Below are 21,762 nucleotides of genomic sequence, written 5' to 3'. Positions count from 1 at the left end.
CTGCGAAAGTTGAGTTATTATTTATGACTAGAAGTGAGGTTGCGTCAAATGAGCTAACGTTCGTAACAAGAATATAAATTCATCATGCAATTTAATATTTTATTATGAGGTGAAAGTATATGGATAATGGATACTATCTTTCGACATATTTAAATATAGATGAACTGGCACATCTAATGAACATAAATTTAAGGCATGACCAAAATGTTTCATTATGGAAAAAAGAAAACAATAATATTAAACTGATACATTATTGGGAACTTGAACGTATTACGGGGAAAAAAGGGCACAAAAAGTCATTCTATAGTAAAGAGCAGGCAATGGAATTCATTAATGTGCTTTTAGAGGAGTATAATCTAACAATTGATGATATGAAAGAAGTTTGGGGTACTCCCCAATTACAAACATGTGACGATTACCATTCTTTAGATGAATATAAAGATCTTTCATACCATAGTATCTCTCACTTATTCTCATCTATATTGCTTGATACAGATTTATTTTATACCGAAGATATAATCGGGTTAGCTGTAGATGGTGCTCCCGATATTGTTATGGATCCTAACTTACATAAAAAAAAATACTATTCCGGATGTGTTTCGAAAAAAGGAGAAGTCGAGACTTTTCCAGTTTATTCCCCTGGCTTACTTTGGACATTTGCAAGAAGGAGATTTAAACTTAGAGAAGGTACCTTAATGGCAATAGCAAGTGCCTCAAAAAGTGAACTATTAAACAGTAATGAAACCTTAGTTCTTGTTGATAGTGCAAGTCAAATGCATAAAGCTTTTGAATGCGTTAATAAGATTGCAGATATGGTAGAAAGCCTAGATGAAAAAGATATTGGTATACTGTTTAATGGATATGACAATAGATTTACCAAAGAGGAAAATGAAATAAGTATGGTTATGAAAGAGATACAAAAGATCTCAATTAGAATAATGGAAGAGAACTTAGATTTAATTATACATGAATATAATATTGATACATCTACTACTTACTTAGCTTTATCGGGAGGGTATGCTCTAAATTGCCCTACTAATACTTATTTAATGCAAAAATATAGATTTAAGGGATTCATTGCCCCACCGTGTATAAGTGATTCAGGACAATCTCTCGGAATTGCTCTTTTTGCATTTTTTAAAAAAGCAGCTAAATTTAACTTTAGATTTAATAACGCATACTTCGGTAATGCGGATAATCAAGATATCACTGTATGTGATAATGATGATATGTTTAAATATAATAAATTTATAAAGGGAATCACTAAATTTGATATTAAACAAGCTGTATTAGATATTCAAGAATCACCGATCGTTTGGTTTGAGGGAAGAGCTGAAATCGGTCCACGGGCTTTAGGTCATAGAAGTATTATAGCAGATCCACGGACTAATCTGGCTAAAGATAAATTGAACATTATAAAAAAACGACAATGGTGGCGCCCTGTGGCACCTATTATATTAATGGAAAATGTTAATGAGTGGTTTGAATGTGCTTATGCATCACCATTTATGTTACATGCATTACATATAAAATCTGAAAAAAAAGATATTGTTCCAGCAATACTCCATTTAGATAACTCCGCGAGACTACAAACTATTACGGAAGGTGCTGAACCAATTCTATATAATTTAATAAAAGAATTCAAAGAAGAAACAGGTATTCCGATAATATGTAATACATCTCTAAATGATAATGAAGAACCTATTATAGATTCTTTAACAGGGGCTTTAAATTTTGCGATTAGGAAAGAAATTAAGGTGATTTACTTTAACGGAAATCGCATAGAGTTGCAAAACCATAAAGATTATGATGTTAAGGAACCTTTAAAGAGATATTTAACTTTCGATATTAATGAAGAAGAGAAGAAAGAGTTGTTAAAGAAACTAAATCCCTGGAATGTTTCAAGGAAAAGTCTAAAATTTTATTATTGGAGACCAGAGTTGCAAACGAAATTTAATATTATGAATGAAGAAGCAGTACGTCACTTGAATCTTTACGCAAAAACAGCTGAAAAATACCTGTTATTTGATATATAACAGGTATTTAGATGTATGGATATTTTATTAATCGTGGGTTTTGGTGAGTATAAGAAATTCAGCAGGCCGATAGTTGTCAAACAAGTTGTCGCGAATCTTCAGAATATGTAAGTTAAGAAGTTCATTTATTTTCGGTTATTGCCTGACTGATTTTTTCAGGATTAAGCCATCCTTCGCCTAGATCCACATACATTTCTTCACGCGCTAACAAATAGTAGGATATTCTCAAGATGCGGCGCTTACGCTGCATAACGAACAGGATAGTTCAGAAACTGTTCTTAATTCATTGCCCAATTATGTAGTCCTATTTTTGCACATATGGTAGATTATGTCGGTATACATTTTCTTTTGTTTAAAAAATCAATTGATTTCAAAGGGAGTGGAGCTAAGTTAGTACCACAGCTTTATTTGAATGGCGCTTGTTCTGACGCAATCGAACTTTATAAAAAAACCTTTAGAACCGAAACTGATTCAATTATGTATGATACTCAAAAAGATCCTGAAAAATTCGTCATACACGCGGAGATGCATATTCTTGGAACTAGGTTAATGCTCAGTGACTTCGGCGGGACAAATGAGTCCCAAGACACCTTTTTTGTTCTAACTTAAAAGAACATCAGCACTGTATAAAGAGATTTGTTGGCATGTACAAGAGAAGTAAAGAAGGGTTCCCACCTATTTGTCCCTATGCGTATGCTTACGTGTTCTGGAAGGAAAGCATGTACCGGATCTACCCTTTTGTAGATGAGGGGAAGAGATTTAGTCATAAAAATATAAAACCTTTTGATCTTCCTTTTTATTGTTTTGAAGAAGACTTTAAAGAGCTATTGATGGTCTTTAATCGCAGTGATTATCGGATGATGACTTGGCTATTAAATCACTTATTATGGGAAGTAGCAAATACGCATTTTAATAAATGGGTAACAATCGCTACTCAGTATGCCAAATTACAGATTAGGCCTCAAATTGATACCTCATACAAAGAAACTGACACACTAATCTTGTTTAAATTAAATAAGGATAAAATTATAAAACATACCAATAATGAAACAGTTTTTATTACCAACCATTGTCCTTACGAAAGCAAACCTAATTTCGATCCTGAAGAGATTTCTTATCTTCCCATGCGGTTGGCGATGTCAAAAGGTATGAGTGAAGAGAAGAAAGCAGCTGAAAGATACTTACAGAGACTGACAATCCTCACGACGATTAGATGATCAACTCTGCTCAATAACCGTAGGGCGTATATTGACCAAACACTGTAGTCTGAATTCCAATGAAATAAGTTATTTCAAAAGAAATGAGAAGAAGAAAGCATTTAAAAGCGAAGGCTATTTCCTAATGGAGATGGCCTTTTTAAGTCCGAATTAAATACCCAATAGAACTCTTGAAGAAAGTGATTTTGTTGAAGATCAGATTTTTTGTTAACATTGTAGGGAGGGATGATCATTTATATTTATGTAGGTAACTTTGTGTCATTTATGTAGGCAACTTTGTGTCATTGTACAGTGAAAGAATCTATTAGTATAATAGGGGAATTCTAAAGGATAATAATGGAGGAAATATAATGAATAAAGAGATACCACTAATCGTACCCATTGCAGCAAGTTATTTTAAAAAGGCGATGAATTCACAAAATGATTTGTATTATAGAACTATAGATATTAGATTATGTCTTGAGAGAATTGCTGATTCGATGATATATGAATTTGTTGCGTCAGATATTAAAGAGAAATGGAATGGATATACGTTACATAAAAAGTTATTGATGGCCAAAGAGTTTCTCGATAACAAAGTTGTATCAGACCTAATTGATGCAAAGAAAATTGGAAATATGGGTGCTCATGAAGGTTCGGAAGCCAATATTACTGAAAATAATATTGAGTTTTCATTAGAGGCTGTATCGAATTTCTCAGTGGAGATGTTCGTATCATATTTCAAAGTATATGGTTTTCATAATAATGGACCAAGTAAATGGGCGCCAACAATATTAAGTGTATTACCACCTAAATATCGAATACAAATACTGAATAAATATTTAGAATATGATAAATCATACTTAGTTATAAGAAAGCTAACAATGGCATACTTGAAGAATGGTCAAAACAATGAGTGCTTTCAGGTTATAGAAAGAAGTTATAGTGATAATTTGATTTCTAGAGAGGAAGCAGAATTACTTAATGATGATATGGAACTGTTAATGCGTAATATTAGATTATTACCTATATCAGAAAATCTAGAGATGGCAAAAGATAGTTTTAAGGAGTTAGTCTCTGCGATTCCAGATAATGAGATTAATAAATTTGCTCTATTGGTTTCTATGATATTGGGAAGTGAGTTGGTTGCTTCCACAGATTCGATCGCATAACACCACTTTCACTCTGCGGCCGCCCGATTGTTCTCAAGGAAGAGGAACCAGGCGGACAACCCTCCACTCCCTAACCGCATCGCGGCTGTTCCCTTCGGTCACTTAAGATCATTGCGCTAATGGGTAACGCTAGTTTAATACAGCAGGCGATTAAAACCTCTCTTTAGAAGCAAACTAGACTTAATAGTTTCTAAAGGGAGGTTTTGTCATGAACTTAAATGAGTTGTAAGTTTGTATGAGGCTGACAAACGCATTCAAGGATTCAGTCCAAAAACATTAAAAGCATATGCCTTACAGCACAAGATGTTAGTGATGGAGCTAGGCAATCGCGATGTCACAGAGGTAACGTTAACCACACTGAAGGAGTACTTGGCAAAACAAGCAGTTCGTTTGAAGTCAAACAGTCTTGGTCATCGAATTCGTTTTGTTCGTTCTCTTTTTCGCTATGCTTATGAAGAGACATATCTGACTTCAAATCCTTCTCTAAAATTGAGAGAACCCAAATTAGATAAGCGTATTCCTAAGTTTTTGATTGAGGAAGACGTCATACACTTGAAAATCTCATGTCAGTCCCTCAGGGAAAGAGCATTGCTTGAGTTTCTCTACAGTACCGGCTGGTTGGGGAGGTAGAAAAGATCAACATCGAAGATCTAAACTGGGAGAACTGCTCAGCAATCGTAAATGGCAAGGGATCGAAGCAAAGAGAAGTTTACTTTACGACAGAGTGCAAAGTATGGTTAAAGAAGTACCTGGCTGGCCGTGAGGATTCCTGTAAAGCATTATTTGTTACCGGTACGCATCCAACAAAACGCATGGCTATACCTACGATTAGGTGGGCAATAAAACGGCTTGCTGATAGGGGAGAACTTGGAGTGAACGTGTACCCGCATCGCTTTCGACATACTTATGTATGCCAACTCCTTGATAATGGTGCTCCCTTGGACTTCATTCAAGGAATGCTCGGTCATGAGAAGACATCGACCACTCAAATCTACGCACAAATCCGCGGCGAACGTAGGAGAGAACTTTATCGACGATACTTTTAGTTTGTAATGGCGACGGATCGGCTTTAGAATCCGTCGCTATTTAGCTAAAGGGCAGGATAGTTTATCTTGAACTATCTATCACTTCTCTTATAATTGATTTAACTGCATATTTAAACCAACTCTATGTATATTGTTACTAATAACCAAATTGTGGATATTAATAAAAAATAAAGGGTGGCTCTTATGAAATTTTGTCCTAACTGTAGTGAGAAACGTTACAATAACGCCAATTATTGTCACAGTTGTGGTTTTGACTTTAAGAAGGCTATTGAAATAGTTGAAAATAATACCGTGGATTATGATGAAATTAATATACTTCAAAAAATAAAAGATACAAACCTTGAAGACATGAAAAAAATTAGAGATCTAACGTCATTAAGAAGTGCATGAAAGTAATTTTGGACCTGCTTATCAAAAAAATGTTAATAAGATTAATGATTTATTTGATAGCAATCTCATAAGTCGTTTTATACCTGATATTAATTCTGCAGCAGAAATAAAGAACATTGCTTTAGCAGATTTAAATAAGATCATTAAAAATGATCAATATTCAAATGAAGTACTTGAAGAGATGAAAAAACAACATGTTCGAATGTGGGAATTGATATTTGAAAGCTCATTATTTATTTTAAAATATGAAAAAAACGAAGCATATCCAAGAATATGGTATAAAAAGATTGAATCCTGCGCTGAAGATGCAGAAAGAATAAATTATTTAGCTATAGATAGTACTCTCACAATAAAGCACGAAGAATCAGATAGAGAATATGATTATTTACTATTAAAACCCAAATACACTGAATTATTGATATCTATAAAAGATTATCTCTTAGTTTTGCCGGCGGATGCTCAGGTAGAAAAAACATTGTTAGGTAAGATAAAAGGGGTAGTTCAGAAAAGAATTCATCCGAAGCCTTCCTAAGTTTCTAAATTTCACGATCTAAATAGGTCATTAAACTAATGGGACACGATAGTTGAATGACACATTAATGAGTAGGTGCTTCGGTATCTTTTAACGGGCAGGATACTTTGTTCAAACATCGATTATACATATATTATTTAATTCTTTTCAAATAGGAGAAAGAAACAAAATAAGAAAAAAATTAATAATATCAACTACAGCAGTTGTAAATAGAATTGTGCCTTCTGAAGATGTTTTGAGAAGGCTAAATTTATTCAATTAATGATTAATCGAGCTTCAGGATACTTATACAAAGGCTTATAAGCGACTTAATGACTTTTTTGATTGGAAATGTAATACGGAAGAGCTAACGTTTTCATCTGATGAAAGTATTAAATATAGAAAAAAGATGTAATGTATCTAGGGGGCAACATAATGACAAAGGATCTAATAAGTGAATTCTCAGAAGAAAGAAATAGCTTTTATTTTAATGATATAGATAATGATCTGAAGAATGTTGGTTTTTTTTCATTAAGAACAGCGATTGAAAGTTATCTATCTACATATAAAGCTATGAAAAATGAGTTGGTTATTGAGAAGATGTATGCTATTAAGAAAGCTAATTTAGATACTATTACACACAGTCACGATTACTGTGTTCTTTGCTTCAAGACGATCATCCATTTTCAACATTGTTTTGAACTTTTTATTAAACAAATTCTTGAAAATGAGCATCCACTTCTTGCAGTAAGAGCAAATACTAAACCTGTAATTTTTCATAAATTACTTAATAAAGAAAAGATAACTGCAGAGGAGTATGAGAGTCTATTTTCAATTGAGTTTAGTGATGCATTAAATACAATCAATGAATTAATAAGAAATAAACGTTTAAATGATTCGTACACTTTCATTAGAGAACATTATAATATACTAAAATCTTTAAATGGATTTAGAAACCGTATGTGGCACAAAGGAATGTTTCTGTTGAGATATCATGCACTTGATGAATATATTTGCAGGTATATACTACCTTTAGTGTCCCTGTTTTTGGAATTACCTATATTTTCAGGATACGAAAAAGTATGGAAGTATCAAACGGGAAATGAACTACATCTTGATATTATAACTGAACTAATTAATGAATTCGATGAGTTAAGGGGTAAAAGTGATTTATCTAAAGTAGCTTTATTAAAGGAGATTGGAAGAATACAATATTCTGATTACTATTTGAAGAGTAATGATGAAGTTGAGTTAAGACTTGCTATTGAAGAAGGATATATAAATGATATAAAACAATGTCCAGTATGTAATGAAAAGACCCTTTTAAATTGTAACAAATTTGATTACGACTTTGATGAAATATATGGTCATGGTGGTTATACATCATTAAGAATTCCGTATGCTTATGAGAGTCATGTTTCTTGTATAACATGTGCTTTTGAAGTTAATAAATTCGTTGAAAATATAAATAGCTATGGCCTTAGATGGGAGAATTTTTGGATTGGAGAACGGGAGCGGACACATATAAAATATGGTGATTTTTAAGAAATAATACATTAAAGCATTCCACTAACGAGGAACGTTTGTTCAATTACTAAGGGACAGTCTAGAACTTCATTTAGTCTTTAATTTCGTTATTTAATATCTATAATCCGTAAACTTATTAATGAAATGTCTTTATTCCATCTACATTTCGAATTGTCATATCGCTAGGCTCCGTCATAATTATATTATCAACTGAAGCCAAATGTTTCTTGTGGGGATCAAATAGTGTAATTAAAATGATACTATAGAGTAGACGTGGATCTGAATCAAAGATATAAGTTAATTCAGGGGGCGGGTGATAGTTCCATGATTAAATCGAATGTCAGACACATGATGAACAAACCCTATATTAGAGATGTTATTTGTGAACTTAAACATATGGGGTATGAAGATCATCGAGCTAAAGAAATTTTAATCAAATATTATAGGCCGTTAAAGAGAAGCTGTGGTTTTGAACCGAATGCTTATGATTTTGCAAAGGAAATTGATTATCTTCATAAAGCTGTAAATCGAGATTTCGATTCTTCTGACTCTAATCAGATCTTCATAGGTCATTTGAAAAGCCGGTTAAAATCAAAAAAATGAGGCTCAATCTAGAAATCAGTTTGCGTAGTGCGCCAGGAGGTATAGTGGATTCTATGAATTGAAGCTAGACATTAACGGATGTTTAGTAAGTGAACTCAGAAACCATTATGAAAAACATATGTTTAAAAGTTGCTGCTATAAGCAGGCTATACTCATTTTGAGTAATAGCCTGCTTTTTTTGTTAGGCAAGTATACTTTTAATTTCAACAGTAGATAATGTTAAAAGTTTTATTTAATATCTAAAGTTTGATGGAGGGATTTGATTGTCATATAAAGAGATTTTCGACCTTCATGTGCAATTACTTTCAATCTACGAGAAAAATAGGAATTCTTCAAGTCCTTATCAACAGGAGATCAATTTTTACAAGCGACAATACTTTTTTACCCAAGATATCGTTCAAAAGATCTTTGTCTTGAATCAGTTAGTTATCCTTCATGAAAAGAGTAGAAAGGAGCAAATAAAGTGGTGTTCTAAAGAATATTTTAATGTCTCAGAGTAAGTAACGAGATCCTCATTTTGTTAGGGGTGAATATAATTAAACGGTTTACAATCCGTAGAAAATTAGTTGAATGCGAATCGCTGTCTAGCTATCTAACGAGATTAGCTGAGGCAAACGGAAGAGATATTGTACGTTTGCTTGAAATGGTTAAGCAAAACGAGAACTATCGGCTTCATTCTGGAGATTTAAAACGCATTGATTACTTTCCATCGAGTATGTTAAATATTGATAAGCTTTGTGAGATTACAGGTTTAACGAGAGTTGATGTGAACAGAAGCAGCTATACTAATTTGATTAGGGGTTTTACAGACTCTGATAAAGGTGAGAAGAGTAAAGTTTTAGAGGGAATGTTACGTGAGGAACTATATTATTGTCCTGAGTGTATTTCACACACGAACTCTATATCTTTACATTGGAAATTAATCGGTGTGGATGTCTGTGCGGAACATAATAAGTATCTCATGAATAAGTGTGAATACTGTCATTGCTCTATTTTGTATAAAGATATCCGAGTCATCAACAGATGTCCTTACTGTAGCGGGTATCTATCCAACGTTAAAGATAGCAAAGAGATAATAGATCAGAGTATTGTAAAACAACAAGTATGGTTAATTGATAACTGGAAATATCTAATTGAGTATTCTGGTCGAAGTTTCACTCCATCAGAAATTGCAACTAGAATGGTATATATATTGAATGAACGACAAGATCACTATAATAAAGCATTGATACGGAATAGTCGATATCCCGGATGTCTGGAACATTTAATTCAATGTGCCCGAGGAACATTATCTCAAAAATGCGCAGTACATATGACATTACTGTTTTTCGTACTTTATATAGCAGATTTGCATATTCGAGATTTCTTTGAATCGTATGTATCTGAGGGTTTCCTACAATCTCTTCATGAAAAAAGTAAAGGAGAGATTGCCGCGGATACTGCCTGCGCAGCCCCCTGGTGTAAACAGTATGGAGTAAAAGGGAATTTAGTTTCGACAGGGATTTTTCAAAGCAAAAAAGACGGAAAAGCCTTATCTTATTGCATGGTCTGTCTTTCTTGTGGATGTGAGTATGCCTTAGACGATAATAACCATCTTGTAGAGCGTTCCTATTTTATTAAGGCGTATGAGATCTTATCCATTCGAAATATCAGCAAACTTACATGGACAGAGAAAGTAAAGGTTATGGGGCTAAAGCGAGGACGCATTCAGCGTGTGCTGGCATACTTTCAGATCCGTAATGTATTTGAACTGGATGATAATATAAAGTTAAGCGTCAATGAGAAGTTGTTAGGGGAGTTTGTTCGGAAACTTGATGAAGGAATAGATTTAGCAGAGATTCGTGTTTGGAATGAGTGGATTAACTATGACCATTTCTTAATGCATCGATATCACCCTCAGGTCGTTGAAGCATTGTTTAAATCGTACACAGAGCCAAAAATACAAGGCAGTGCTCCAATCTTTAAAAGCAATATTAAAAATACTTGCAGGGAACTTTTAAACCGTGGTACTACCATAAATCTACCGGCGGTTGCAAAAGCACGGGGGACTTCTGCCACAACAATTAGAAACAAAGGCTGTTCAGACATAGTGGAACTTTATAGAAACAAGCAAATCAAAATTAAACGTGAAAAAATCATCATAGAGATAGAACAGAGGGTCTCGAGATACCTAGAAGAACATGATGGCGAGAAAGTATCAATGAAAGATCTCTATACTGTTACCCATACAGACTATAACTTAATTAGAAGGTACACACCGCATTTAATTAATCAGATCAGATATGCTAGAAAACGAGCGTGAGTTTTATCGGTAGTGATTTAGATGAGGGCCGATAAGCTGGTTGATTTTAAACCATAAATTGCAGTGTATAAGTCCGTGTATTTTATAGATATCAATACGAATAACCATGAAAAGATCGAGAAACGATCCTATTCATGGTTATTTTTAGTTATTCAATAAATTCAAAAATATCATAAAGGTATAAATCGATGAGAGAAAAGTCCTAATTAAAAATTATCCGAATAGTTATAAAAATATATATATAGGGATATACTGCTTTTAAGAATAGAAGAGGAGAGTGATAGATTTCAAAACATATTTGCTGACTAAGTAATACGCATAGGTTCAAAAGAACATCTTACCTGCGGAATATACTTCCGTCTGCACTTAAGAAAAAACAAATATTAGATTCATCTTCCACTTGATCCAATAGGTCTTGTTTTATAGATTTTACTGAAGCAATTTCATTAATTATGGTCTTAATCAATAACTCCCTCTCTAACCGGGTGAGTAATTGATCATTTACAACAATCCCATAGGAGGAGCTGAGAAGTTTTATCAGGTCAAAAGTGACTTGATCTTTGTGCAAGCTTGATAAAAACTCTTGCTTCTGATCTGCGATAATTTCCAGACGAGTTGACATACTTAAATCATCGCTGAAAATATCATCTAGGCGACCAAGCAGATAATCTGTTGATGTATTTAATGCTTCGGCTAATTTAGCAATATTCTCATTATCTGGAGGGCTATAGCCGCGTTCCCAATTAGAAATAACTTGAGGTGATACACCAATTAAATCCCCAAGCTGCCGCTGTTTCAAGTTATTTCTTTTTCTTAAATTACGTATTCGATCACCCGTAACATTCATAATCTTGTGTCCTTCTCCCGTTACTTTTTATCAATACTAACACGAATTAACGGGATTGTGTAGTTTTTGTTGACAAAAAAAGTATTTTGAATAATAATCCTAGTAACGAAATGTTTTAATTATTTTAAAAAGTAACGAATTACGAGTTTTTTTGAAATTGAAGGTCAATTTAATATCGATATTGATTCCACACTATTTGATTTTTTGAAACAGAGAATAGTAACGGTCAATTTGAAGCTTTATGACTATGGGGAACAATTGCGAGAGATAACGAAGGTTGTATCTTTACAGCAATATCGCTTGTAGTTACAAGTAAGAAAATAATCAAGAAGGTATTAGAAAATTGATTTGTTCAAAAATGAAAGGTGGTGAAATATGGACTGGACACAAAATAATTGGGTTTTGGAAGATCAGCTCTATTACCCGAAGAGACGCATAGATAATAAGATTAGTTGGCAAAGGCCACATATTATTGGTTCTATTATCAGTACCAAAATGGAAGAACGAGATGTGGAGTATCATTCCTTAAATGAGCGATTGTTCTACTATTTACTTGAGCTTGATCCGGGAGTTATTCGATACTATGTTCAACCTGTAGAAATAGCAATTAAGCATCTTGATTCTGAAGGACAAGAGAAAAGTTGGATGCATGTACCAGATACCCTTGTTTTTCGGCAAAATCAAATTCCTCTGCTTGTACAAATTAAAGAATCACCTGATGAACAAACTAAAACTTTTTTGCGATGTAATCGAGCATGTTCATTACATGCTGAAAGGGAAGGGTGGAAGTATGTGGTGATTTATCCAAAGACTCTTCCAGACAAGGTGTTAATAAACCTTAAATTCTTATCCCAATTCCGAAAATCCCGGGAATATTATAAACAATGGATTGATCAGGTGATGAATAAAGCGGGTTATTTAGAGGGTGCTAGTATTATTGAGCTAGCCTTAAGTTTTTCTGGATTAACAGACTTTCGCATTATTCTACCGATGATCTACCATCTTATAGCGAACGGAAAGTTAGGGACTAATATTCTCGAAAAAGTTTCAGAACAAAGTACATTTTCAGTAGGTAATGTAATGAATCCTTTTGAGCAAGCTTTTCGGACAGGAGGTTATCTGGATGAAGTTACACAGCTTTAAGGAGAATATGGAGTTTCAATTAGAAGGAATCAGATATAGGGTGACTGAGATCGATCCGCCGAAAGTGTTTGCTGTGGCTACAGGAACTATTGAGGAAGTAGTATTTAACTATTTCGATCTTGTTAATCAATCCACATTTTATTCGGTTGATACCTTGATTGATAAAGCATTTCAACAAAGAGAGGGGAAAAAGTATGTTTCTATACTCGACACATTAGAAGATGAACAACAAAAAGTAGTTCAGGATCGCTTTGATTTAATTGAACCGATTTTGTTGTTGGAAAAAGCGAAAAATGGGGATGTTCGAGCATCAACTAGACTTAAAAGTATATACGGTCATTACTTTAAGCAGAAGACAATCGCCGAAATGTCACAAGAACGGTTAATTGAGCTGGTGTCCGAAGTGTATAATACCTCCAAACGAACGATAAAACGTAGGCTTACAGAATATCGAAAAGAAGAGTCTTCGCTTCCTAATCAAGGTAAGGAAGGATTAATACCTAAAGTATTTAAACAAAATTTTAATCGAAAAGATTGTAAAGTCTTAGAGATATGTCACCCCAAAAAGCCTGATCTAGTCCTTGATACTATACGGGTTAGGTTACCTGACGAGGTACTTCCGGTCATTAAAGAAGTGATTGAGAAAGAGTATCTAACTCTAAGGAAGGATACTCCTACATCCGTATTTGAATCAATTGAAGCTAAATGCGGTAAACAAGAAATTGAGCCTCCTATTTACGACACGGTATATAAAATATTAAAGAGACTAAGCCCCGAAATTCGCTCACGAATGAGGGAAGGGAAAAAAGGAGACGAAACATACAACGAAGTTGACCGAGGATATTCTAATAAAGAGGCAATGTTTCCGTTACATATTGTAGAGATTGATCACACAGAATTGGATATTGATGTGTTGGATGAAAAGTCCGGATACGTTATCGGGAGACCCTGGATAACCCTTGGGATTGATGTGTTCAGCCGGATGGTATGGTGCATGGATGTCTCCTTTGAACCTCCTTCGGCGAATAAAGTCAGACAAGCTCTTGGCTTGAATTTAAGTAATGCACAACTCTCATTTACAAAGTACAGAAACAGCATTCTTAAATCAATGGATCTAACTGTATCAATTCTGAATAATTCGGAATTCATTGAATGTAATTTAGACATGATTAATATGACTAAGTGCAGATTACATGCAGCCTATTTTGAAGATTGCACTATGATCAATGCTAATTTGAATAAGGTGGAATTATTAAAATCAAGAATAAACAGCGTAGATTTGAGATTTTCAAATTTATCTTATGCGAATTTTAGGGACTCCTATTTTCATCTAGTTAATTTTGAAGGGGCTAATTTTGATCACGTTGGTCTAGGTAATGTTGTGTTTGATAACTGTAATATGAATAGTGTTACTCTTTTTAAAAATCGTCGTTTACTTAAAGGGAATTTTGTGAATAGCTCTTTACAAAAGGTCGATTTTTACAAATGTAATCTATCAAATACTTCTTTTAGGAATGCAGACTTAACTTCTGCAAATTTATGTGGTTCAATATTAACTGGTGTTAACTTTCACGGTACCATTCTAAACGAAACAAAAATCTATAAATACGATTATGATCTTTATATAGATCAGTTAAAGAAAGGTTTAAATTATAAAAAGATGCAGTTTATCGAACCTTACTAATTGATAATTATGTATAATAATTGTTAATACTTTATTGTTTAAAAGATGAATTTGCACTTCGTATAAATGGATTAATTATAAAAAAAAGGATGCATATGTTATATAAGTATATGGTATGAGATCAATTAATTATAAAAGAGCTTACATATGGTTATACCTGATCATGTCCCCATTTAGTAGACATAAAAAAAGATCTAGGATACAAGCTGACTCCTGTACTCAACAGAAGTCAGCTTGTTTATTTTTTGTTGTGCTCTGTCTTCGTTATAAAGATGTATATATTCCTCAAAATACTTTGTGCCTCATTAATACTTCGTATATCATAAAGATAGAGTACTTCGGTACTGCATGGGGAAATTATATAGCTCATGAAGTAATCAGGGTTATGGGATCAAATTGTATTTATTAGGTTTTAAACATTGACTATTGATCTTCGTCGAAAGCTGAAGATACTTTGAAGATGTATTGGAGCTATACAATAAGTATTAGATGTTTTGGCCCAACTATGATGATGTCATCTGCCATCAACGTTAGCATGAAGAAGACATGTAATAAGAATGATGTTGAATTATTAGTTTTAACGCCAAATAGTAAACATATATTTTTTTTTGCATTTTGTTAATATAAATTTTATGACTATTATCGCTTTTTAAATATAACTAAATTATGTGAGTAAAGAGGTGTAATAACATGAGCTTGAATTTTTTCGATCACCGTGAAATAATTTCCAGGGAATTGGTTGCATTTCTTCGGTTGAGAGGTTATTCAAAATTATCTTTCTCTAAACTATCTAACATTTCACGAGCCACCGTTGACCGGATCATTGAAGGTGAAGGGCTGAGCTCTACACAATATAATGAGCAAATAGATAAGATTAATAAAACATTTGATCTGCCAGATAACTATTTCATAACCTCTCTCGTTTCTATAACTCCAACAACTTATACTTACTCAGGTTATGTTGCTGGTTCAGAGAGGAGTCCAAAAGTTAAAGAATTGCTGGATGGTTTGGATAGCGTACTCGAGATTTACTCTCTTTACTTAAAGTAAGAGGACGTTTTAAAGAATGCGCAGCACCCTTGGAGATCTTGATGAGAATATATTAAGTCATGCGTGATTGAAAAGCCACTTAAGGAGCTTAAGATTGAAAATAAAAAATCTTTATATAGTAGTGGATACAGTGATAGCTTACTCTGATTGGTACCTTATACTAAATGTATAATTCTATTTGTAATCATTATGTCAATGATCATTACAGAAAATAATGATTTATGCAATGTTATTACAGAAGATGCTAAAATATGTTTAAAGAAACGCCTGAATCAAGTCTTTTAAGTGCCAAAGTGACTTACAACTCATATTCAATTTGACACCGTTTGGAACGTAGTTTGGCACAAGTAGAATTAATTCCCGCAATAACTGAAATAGTGCAGATTGTTAGAGAAATTAACCTTAGTAATTTTATTGAATTAATAGAAATTGCAAATATTAAGCGAGATTTAAATAGAAGGACATAACTATTGAGAACGCTTGGCCAGATAGTATGTTTTTTATTTGGTTTTATCGACTAATCAGTTTCAAGATTTAACATAAAGTTAGACCTTACTTCGAAAATTGTGAATTTACCAATACTTATTTAAAGTTAATGACGATGCAATCTGTCTATAATCTTTTTCGAGACGACTATACGACTTACGTCTCTCGGGTTGAAGAAGCGGAATGTTCAAATGATTTTTCTGAAACCTTTGCCAGCTTTATATATTCTGGTTACCGAATCAGTCGAACAAACCCAGATTCGAATCCATCAGAACAATATACCGATTCGTCAGAAAGTTATCATCGTTAAAGAAATTCGTAGCGGTAAGTTTATTCAATTAACGGGAAACGTTAGCTCAATAAAATAGCGGTAGTCTTGAAATTTATTTTCTTCTGGTAACTATCCTTTTCTTGTTTTTTTAAGTAATTGTCTACGATTTCGATTTTTCAACGATCTTCTTCAGTGCTTCAATCCTCAAGCGGTTACCACTTCCTAGAAAACCAAGCTGCTCGGCAAGATCCCTCCTAAATTTCAGGAAAGCTTCTTCATTAAGCCTATCTTCATCATCAATAAAACCTACAATCTGTTGCTTCACTTCGAATTTGCTGTTAAATAACGTTTTGTTTTCCTCGTATAAACGGTGAATATAATCATCTGGATAGGCGATTCTTTTCTTAATCAGTTCCGCAGCTTGATTTTGATGGTAGTTGTATAAACATTCAATTTTGAAAACATCAAGATGCCTTACAATAGCATCCCGGCTATTTTTAGTTACGGTTGATATTTCATTCGTCAAAACATCTGTTTCAAATCGGAAATAATCTCCAATGTGATCTTCATAAGGACTGATGCTGGCGAAGGTGAACTTCCTCTCTCCTTTTAAAGATTGATTACATGACTTGCAGACTGGAACTAAATTGTATAGCGACATGGAGAAATAAGGATAGTCACATTTGGGAAGGAAGTGGTCAATATCGGATCTCATCTTTCCATTATCCGAAAGGACAGGGGTAATATACTGGCGATTGCAATACGGACATACCCGTATGCCGCTTTCCATGACGAACCTATAATCATTCCACTCCTTTTGAAATATATCAAGCTGTTTAAAATTATCCATGGTGATATTTAGTCGCTTTAATGTTCGAAACCCTTTCTCGCACTCCGTGACATTGAGTGGCCTAGAGCCGAGACAAGCATTAATTTCTTTACTTAGTTTAGGAAAGTTGGATATAAGAATGTCCACTATTTTATTTTGTACATCGAGAGAGTAATGGTTTTTGTTTAGTTCATCGCAAGATTTTTTTTTAATATAATAAAAAAAATCTTTAACCTTAAACTTGCTATACCCAAATACACCATTCAGATAATTAGCGTAAGAATCATTGGAATGGTACTTATAATCACCATGGTGAATTAATTCATAAACTAAAGGGAACTTCTGCTGGATCGAAGCATGCAATGCTTCTAATTCGTTCAAATTTCCCGTTGCAAAGGTGCTATAGCGTTTCATTACAAAACTGAAAAAGTTTCGGTGTTGCCTTGAAAATTCTTTTTGAATTCTGTTCTCATGTACATGCAGTGCCAACTTCAGCTTCATTGAATGTAATATTTCTGATGTAAGAGGGTGCGCGGGTCTTCTTTGTGCTTCCTCTAAAGAAGGGACAATTTTCTTGTAGAAATACGTTTCATGAGCTTGTACAGTATCAGTGGAAAGTTGGATTCTTCTCATAGATTATCGTCCTCTTGATTAGCTTTAATGATATGATCAATCAACCGTTCACGATCTTTCGGAGACAAATTATCATAAACACTGATTGCATTTTGGAGAGTCTCTGTTTGATAATGCTCTTTAAGTCCCTGAAGTTTACTCTCAAATGACTTCTTAATTACCGGTTCGCCAATGATGCTTGCAATAAGCTCATATTTCTCTAAAACCATATATTCCTCGTTTTTTAAATCAAGGTTATTTTTATTGTTTTTAATGGATTGCTCCAGATTGTTAAGTTCTTCTATGTTTTTTTTAATAATCTGATTAGAAAACTCACCAATGGTTTGATGAACAAAGAAAGCATCGTTGAACAAGGTATGTATATTCTGTCCGAATGTTTCCGCGTGATTACCCGTCTGATCATTGTTGCCTTTTTTGAGATAAATAACGTTACTCTTCGGAATATCTGAGAGTAGTATGGGTGAATGGGAGGTCATAACAACCTGCACATTGCAAGATTTAAAGATGGTATTCAGCATATGCAACAACCGTTGCACATACCCAATCTGCCATTTGGGATGATATGATAAATCAGCTTCATCAATGAGGAGCAACACACTGGTGCAAACGATATCCCCCTCTATCGTATGGTTAATAACCTTATTGCTTTGTCCGCCGTTTGGATCCAATGCCAATACAGAGTGAAGTCTGGAATAAAAACTTAGCAGATTATGTTCGCCTGTACTTAATCCCCAGGAGAAATTCAAGTAAGGATAGATGTAACATGTGCGATTATAATGAGTGAAAAAATCTTTAAACCAATTTTTTGAATTATTCTTCAAGTTAATCCCGATGATTGTCGGCCATACATTAACGGCTTCTTCAAATGGCTCCCTGTTTTTTGACAACCAATCCAGGAAGGCGATGTAGGGGTTAAGGCGGGAAAAATAATAGGAATCAAATGAAACCAATTCTTCCCTATACTTTTCCAAAAAAAACATTCCATAAATAAATACATCATCTTCTATTAGGGTTTTATCGTATGAATTATAAACTTTCCAAAGACAACCCAATTCTTTTAGTCGATATTCTGCTGATGTAACGGATTCCCCTGTGTCCTTAATTGCATTGATGATCAAGTGATCTGCTAAATGAAATTCCCATATATTTTTGGAATGGTCGGAAGGGAAGGAGGTAGATATTAAGGTAAGCACTTCCTGAAATTGAGCATTTAGTAACGCTTCAGATAGTTCTAGTGAAAGCGAATCTGAGGCAGGTCTTTTCGTTTGTTTTTCGATCGACTTGTAAAGTGATTCGCGATTCCAATTATTGTCAACTATCTTGATCTGAAGTTCATTTACCATATGAAATAAAGTTTTAGTGGATTCTTGTGTTGTGGAACTATATAAGAAATTAAGTGTCCTGTAAACTTCATTATTAAAAAATTGATGTATAAGGTTACTTCCATGCTGAATATGATGATTTTCTATCCCGTTTGAAAAATCGTTCCTAAGGAGTCCTCCGATAGAAAGATCATGTACGGTTCCCTTTTTCTTATACATATAGTCATAAATATCCAGCGTATTACTTATATAAATAAGTTTCGTTTGTTTAAGCCAATCATTTAGATCGGTTAAAAAGCCTACAGATATTTCATTATGTGTATCATGCGTAAGATGTAGTTCTTTTTCATAGATCATGACTTTCTTTTTGGCCTGATCAAAGAACGCTGCGATAAAAGGAGTCGAATTATATTCGTGTGAAAGACAATCTATAATCATCCTCAAAAGTGTTGTTTTACCTGATCCATTATCCCCGACAATCATGCTTAAATTCGTTATTTTTTTGCCGAAAAAATGTTCTGGGAGCCCAGCGTTTCCCTTTATTTTTATTTGCAAGTTGGAAATGTCAGGGTAATACCTAAATTGATACGTATCTTGAAAATGAAATTCAGCTTTTTGGAAATTGCCGTAGTTTTTTATCCAGAAATAGAGTAACTCCATAATTTTTTTAACCTCCATATTTTTGATGGAATATATTACATTATCGAATTTTCCAGTTTTAATGTAAACAAGTATTTAATATATTTTTAATAACCAGCAGGTGGACTAAACATACTGCTTAAGAAATAGAAGAATTTATGAATAGGAAGCGAAAAGGATAACTATGAACAAGATAGTTTTAATCGAAGATGAGAAGTATCTGGCGAGTTCGTTGAACTGAAGATATTACACTAAATGAACTGTGTACTATCATGCTTACCTAGGACGAACATAGAGAATTGCAACGGGTGAAGCAGGAGGAGTGAATCTTACTCTGTTGGATGTATACCTCCTGGGAGGAAAATATCTGTTTCGGTAGATCCATAAGACCATGTAAATACCTGTAATTATAATTATTGCTCAATATAGATTTTAGGAAAAATAAGCGGACTGTACAATGGGCGTGTGAGGCTTCTGGTGATCCGTAATTAGGAGCTTAACATTGAAGTGCGGGCACTGTGAAAGAAGAAACACCATATCGATTGGACAAAATGCGAGAGTTCAAATGATTCGTTTTATTAATGAGCAAGGTTGAATTTATAATTTTTCTGGTGATACACATCTGGAAATATGATACAATTAAAGCATCCCATAGGGGGAGGAGAGTGGAACATATGTCCCACTTTTTGATCTTCCCTGTTCCTCAGAACAGATAATCTTTTGTCATGTGCGAGGGAGATTCGCAAAAAGCTGGACCATAACAGCTAAAGTCATGGCACGCATCGAAGAGGTCCCTAGATGGAGCCTAGGGTGCGATATCTTGTTAAGGTATCTGCAGATGTGCTGAGGTAGAAAAGTATGGAACAAAGCCCAAGAGTGAGCCCATTCTCTCTTGGGTTTTGTTTTTATCAGAAATGGTGAGTCTATATTTCTCCTTAAGGGTCTTCCCTGTTTTATTTTAATATCTATTGTCTCTAAGCAATGTATAGCTAGAAGAGTAAAAATCATATTATATTAAAACATATACGTTCGGAGAGGGAGAAATGTATAAAGTTATTGATACAAGAAAATAACAAATAAAGGTATTTGATTATGAGACTAAATTTGATGATAAAATTCCTATGAACGATAGGTATATTGAACAATATATATAAGCTTGGAAATGCATATTTTAAAACTGTAAAGAAAAAGAAATAAAAATAACTCTAATAAAAAATTACTGGATATTTTAAAACGATATATGTCAATTGACAGTACAGGAATCTACAGTTTGTGTCAGAGGTCATTACAACCTATGCCAAAATTTCGTTACAAATACGCTGAAAACAAGCTCTTTTTGTGCCAAGATGAATTACAACTCACAGTAGTTTTTCACAGTAAATCCCGTCCTGATGATCAAGATAATCTTGATCATCAGGACTTTTTTATAATCCTGCAACAGTATTGGCCTGGCCATTTCCATTCTCAATACTTATATATTCTTTAGAAATTACTATTTTTCGAATATTCATATGTCATTCTTTTTTACGACAAATATATACGAATGTTGGAGGAAAAGTGTAAGGCACAAATTCAATTTTCTCAATAAGTAGTTGTTTAGCCCATCTTTTTTTCATGTGCAGCGAGTGCTGATATGCAACTAAAATTCCGCCTGGTTTAAGTGACTTAACAATCTGATGTAGGATTTTGTCACGCATTTCACTTGAAAAATTAAAAAATGGTAATCCGCAAATTATGCAATCTAACTCACGGATGCCTTCCTGATTCAATTTCTTGAGTAAGTAGCTGGCGTTGGAATGGAAAATGCATTCCGGATAAATTGCTTTTAAGTGTTCTCTCATTTTTTTATTCCGCTCAAACAAAAGCACTTTTGTAGAATTCTTTAATTGTGATGTCATGAGACGTGTAATAGCACCTGTACCAGCTCCAAGCTCTGCAACGGCATTTACATTATGCCATTGTACAGACTGAACTATTTTATCGGCTAATAATGGCGAACTGGGTAGAATATTTCCTACCCGCTTTGGATCTTTGAGGAAGCCTTGTAAGAAAAGTAAGTATTCAGACATAATCAA

General features: G+C 33.9%; 19 protein-coding genes. 14 read left to right on the top strand and 5 right to left on the bottom strand.

Going from position 1 to position 21,762, the window contains the following annotated elements:
- The first annotated feature begins 119 nt into the window (after positions 1-119).
- The 10 genes from NSS82_RS30390 to NSS82_RS30345 all read left to right on the top strand — a co-directional run bounded on the left by NSS82_RS30390 (position 120) and on the right by NSS82_RS30345 (position 10,783).
- The gene (locus NSS82_RS30390) at positions 120-2,036 is read left to right on the top strand and encodes a carbamoyltransferase C-terminal domain-containing protein (protein ID WP_076272282.1); all 1,917 of its coding nucleotides are present in this window, start codon (positions 120-122) and stop codon (positions 2,034-2,036) included.
- 644 nt (positions 2,037-2,680) lie between these two features.
- Entirely contained in the window at positions 2,681-3,253 is a 573-nt protein-coding gene (locus NSS82_RS30385) for a hypothetical protein (protein ID WP_076272284.1), read from the top strand.
- A gap of 350 nt (positions 3,254-3,603) precedes the next feature.
- Complete coding sequence (locus tag NSS82_RS30380; RefSeq protein ID WP_076272285.1) at positions 3,604-4,404, top strand: hypothetical protein; 801 nt, start codon at positions 3,604-3,606, stop codon at positions 4,402-4,404.
- Between the two features lie 231 nt (positions 4,405-4,635).
- Complete coding sequence (locus tag NSS82_RS30375) at positions 4,636-5,034, top strand: tyrosine-type recombinase/integrase (protein ID WP_256718392.1); 399 nt, start codon at positions 4,636-4,638, stop codon at positions 5,032-5,034.
- On the top strand, positions 5,019-5,450 hold the full coding sequence (locus NSS82_RS30370) for a tyrosine-type recombinase/integrase (protein ID WP_340961272.1): 432 nt from the start codon (positions 5,019-5,021) through the stop codon (positions 5,448-5,450). Before NSS82_RS30375 ends, NSS82_RS30370 begins: the two co-directional genes overlap by 16 nt.
- 174 nt (positions 5,451-5,624) lie before the next feature.
- Positions 5,625-5,840 carry a hypothetical protein gene (locus NSS82_RS30365; protein WP_178944182.1) on the top strand — a complete coding sequence of 72 codons (216 nt, stop codon included), beginning with the start codon at positions 5,625-5,627 and terminating at the stop codon, positions 5,838-5,840.
- Positions 5,833-6,372 carry a hypothetical protein gene (locus tag NSS82_RS30360; RefSeq protein ID WP_076272287.1) on the top strand — a complete coding sequence of 180 codons (540 nt, stop codon included), beginning with the start codon at positions 5,833-5,835 and terminating at the stop codon, positions 6,370-6,372. Before NSS82_RS30365 ends, NSS82_RS30360 begins: the two co-directional genes overlap by 8 nt.
- A 414-nt stretch (positions 6,373-6,786) precedes the next feature.
- Positions 6,787-7,896 carry a hypothetical protein gene (locus tag NSS82_RS30355; RefSeq protein ID WP_076272288.1) on the top strand — a complete coding sequence of 370 codons (1,110 nt, stop codon included), beginning with the start codon at positions 6,787-6,789 and terminating at the stop codon, positions 7,894-7,896.
- A 330-nt stretch (positions 7,897-8,226) separates the two neighbouring features.
- Positions 8,227-8,481 carry a hypothetical protein gene (locus NSS82_RS30350; protein ID WP_178944183.1) on the top strand — a complete coding sequence of 85 codons (255 nt, stop codon included), beginning with the start codon at positions 8,227-8,229 and terminating at the stop codon, positions 8,479-8,481.
- Between the two features lie 526 nt (positions 8,482-9,007).
- Positions 9,008-10,783 (top strand): TniQ family protein, encoded by a 1,776-nt coding sequence (locus NSS82_RS30345; protein ID WP_178944184.1) that lies wholly within the window; start codon positions 9,008-9,010, stop codon positions 10,781-10,783.
- A gap of 337 nt (positions 10,784-11,120) precedes the next feature.
- On the opposite strand, the gene NSS82_RS30340 is transcribed toward NSS82_RS30345, so the two are convergent.
- Positions 11,121-11,630 (bottom strand): helix-turn-helix domain-containing protein, encoded by a 510-nt coding sequence (locus NSS82_RS30340; protein WP_076272292.1) that lies wholly within the window; start codon positions 11,628-11,630, stop codon positions 11,121-11,123.
- A gap of 375 nt (positions 11,631-12,005) precedes the next feature.
- On the opposite strand from NSS82_RS30340, the gene NSS82_RS30335 reads away from it, so the two are divergent.
- Both NSS82_RS30335 and NSS82_RS30330 read left to right on the top strand, forming a co-directional pair.
- Entirely contained in the window at positions 12,006-12,773 is a 768-nt protein-coding gene (locus NSS82_RS30335; RefSeq protein WP_076272293.1) for a TnsA endonuclease N-terminal domain-containing protein, read from the top strand.
- Positions 12,754-14,457: a pentapeptide repeat-containing protein gene (locus tag NSS82_RS30330; protein ID WP_076272294.1), complete on the top strand. Its 1,704-nt coding sequence runs from the start codon at positions 12,754-12,756 to the stop codon at positions 14,455-14,457. The genes NSS82_RS30335 and NSS82_RS30330 overlap by 20 nt, the downstream gene beginning before the upstream one ends.
- A 194-nt stretch (positions 14,458-14,651) precedes the next feature.
- Here NSS82_RS30330 and NSS82_RS32760 read toward each other — a convergent pair whose 3' ends face one another.
- Positions 14,652-14,735 carry an IS3 family transposase gene (locus NSS82_RS32760; RefSeq protein WP_076272308.1) on the bottom strand — a complete coding sequence of 28 codons (84 nt, stop codon included), beginning with the start codon at positions 14,733-14,735 and terminating at the stop codon, positions 14,652-14,654.
- 412 nt (positions 14,736-15,147) lie between these two features.
- Between NSS82_RS32760 and NSS82_RS30325 the strand changes: the two genes are divergently transcribed.
- Together NSS82_RS30325 and NSS82_RS30320 are read left to right on the top strand one after the other, a co-directional pair.
- Entirely contained in the window at positions 15,148-15,507 is a 360-nt protein-coding gene (locus NSS82_RS30325) for a hypothetical protein (protein WP_076272295.1), read from the top strand.
- A gap of 656 nt (positions 15,508-16,163) precedes the next feature.
- Positions 16,164-16,361 carry a hypothetical protein gene (locus NSS82_RS30320; protein WP_178944185.1) on the top strand — a complete coding sequence of 66 codons (198 nt, stop codon included), beginning with the start codon at positions 16,164-16,166 and terminating at the stop codon, positions 16,359-16,361.
- A 63-nt stretch (positions 16,362-16,424) separates the two neighbouring features.
- Here the strand turns inward: NSS82_RS30320 and NSS82_RS30315 are convergent, their stop codons facing one another.
- From NSS82_RS30315 to NSS82_RS30305, 3 genes are all read right to left on the bottom strand, one after another.
- Complete coding sequence (locus tag NSS82_RS30315; RefSeq protein WP_076272296.1) at positions 16,425-17,726, bottom strand: HNH endonuclease domain-containing protein; 1,302 nt, start codon at positions 17,724-17,726, stop codon at positions 16,425-16,427.
- Entirely contained in the window at positions 17,723-19,726 is a 2,004-nt protein-coding gene (locus NSS82_RS30310) for a hypothetical protein (RefSeq protein WP_218641936.1), read from the bottom strand. Before NSS82_RS30310 ends, NSS82_RS30315 begins: the two co-directional genes overlap by 4 nt.
- A gap of 1,475 nt (positions 19,727-21,201) precedes the next feature.
- Entirely contained in the window at positions 21,202-21,756 is a 555-nt protein-coding gene (locus tag NSS82_RS30305; protein ID WP_081383878.1) for a class I SAM-dependent methyltransferase, read from the bottom strand.
- Positions 21,757-21,762: the final 6 nt, after the last annotated feature.

Source organism: Paenibacillus sp. FSL H7-0735, assembly GCF_038008505.1.
Lineage (GTDB): Bacteria > Bacillota > Bacilli > Paenibacillales > Paenibacillaceae > Paenibacillus_AQ > Paenibacillus_AQ odorifer.
The sequence above is the reverse complement of the archived record's forward strand: the minus strand, read 5'-3'. Positions and strand labels throughout refer to the sequence as shown.

Excerpts from the sequence above, each read along its gene's own strand:
- NSS82_RS30390 (WP_076272282.1), top strand. The coding sequence starts at position 120 with ATGGATAATGGATACTATCTTTCGACATATTTAAATATAGATGAACTG.
- NSS82_RS30385 (WP_076272284.1), top strand. The coding sequence starts at position 2,681 with ATGTACAAGAGAAGTAAAGAAGGGTTCCCACCTATTTGTCCCTATGCG.
- NSS82_RS30380 (WP_076272285.1), top strand. The coding sequence starts at position 3,604 with ATGAATAAAGAGATACCACTAATCGTACCCATTGCAGCAAGTTATTTT.
- NSS82_RS30355 (WP_076272288.1), top strand. The coding sequence starts at position 6,787 with ATGACAAAGGATCTAATAAGTGAATTCTCAGAAGAAAGAAATAGCTTT.
- NSS82_RS30350 (WP_178944183.1), top strand. The coding sequence starts at position 8,227 with ATGATGAACAAACCCTATATTAGAGATGTTATTTGTGAACTTAAACAT.
- NSS82_RS30340 (WP_076272292.1), bottom strand. The coding sequence starts at position 11,630 with ATGAATGTTACGGGTGATCGAATACGTAATTTAAGAAAAAGAAATAAC.
- NSS82_RS30335 (WP_076272293.1), top strand. The coding sequence starts at position 12,006 with ATGGACTGGACACAAAATAATTGGGTTTTGGAAGATCAGCTCTATTAC.
- NSS82_RS30330 (WP_076272294.1), top strand. The coding sequence starts at position 12,754 with ATGAAGTTACACAGCTTTAAGGAGAATATGGAGTTTCAATTAGAAGGA.
- NSS82_RS30325 (WP_076272295.1), top strand. The coding sequence starts at position 15,148 with ATGAGCTTGAATTTTTTCGATCACCGTGAAATAATTTCCAGGGAATTG.
- NSS82_RS30315 (WP_076272296.1), bottom strand. The coding sequence starts at position 17,726 with ATGAGAAGAATCCAACTTTCCACTGATACTGTACAAGCTCATGAAACG.
- NSS82_RS30310 (WP_218641936.1), bottom strand. The coding sequence starts at position 19,726 with ATGGAGGTTAAAAAAATTATGGAGTTACTCTATTTCTGGATAAAAAAC.
- NSS82_RS30305 (WP_081383878.1), bottom strand. The coding sequence starts at position 21,756 with ATGTCTGAATACTTACTTTTCTTACAAGGCTTCCTCAAAGATCCAAAG.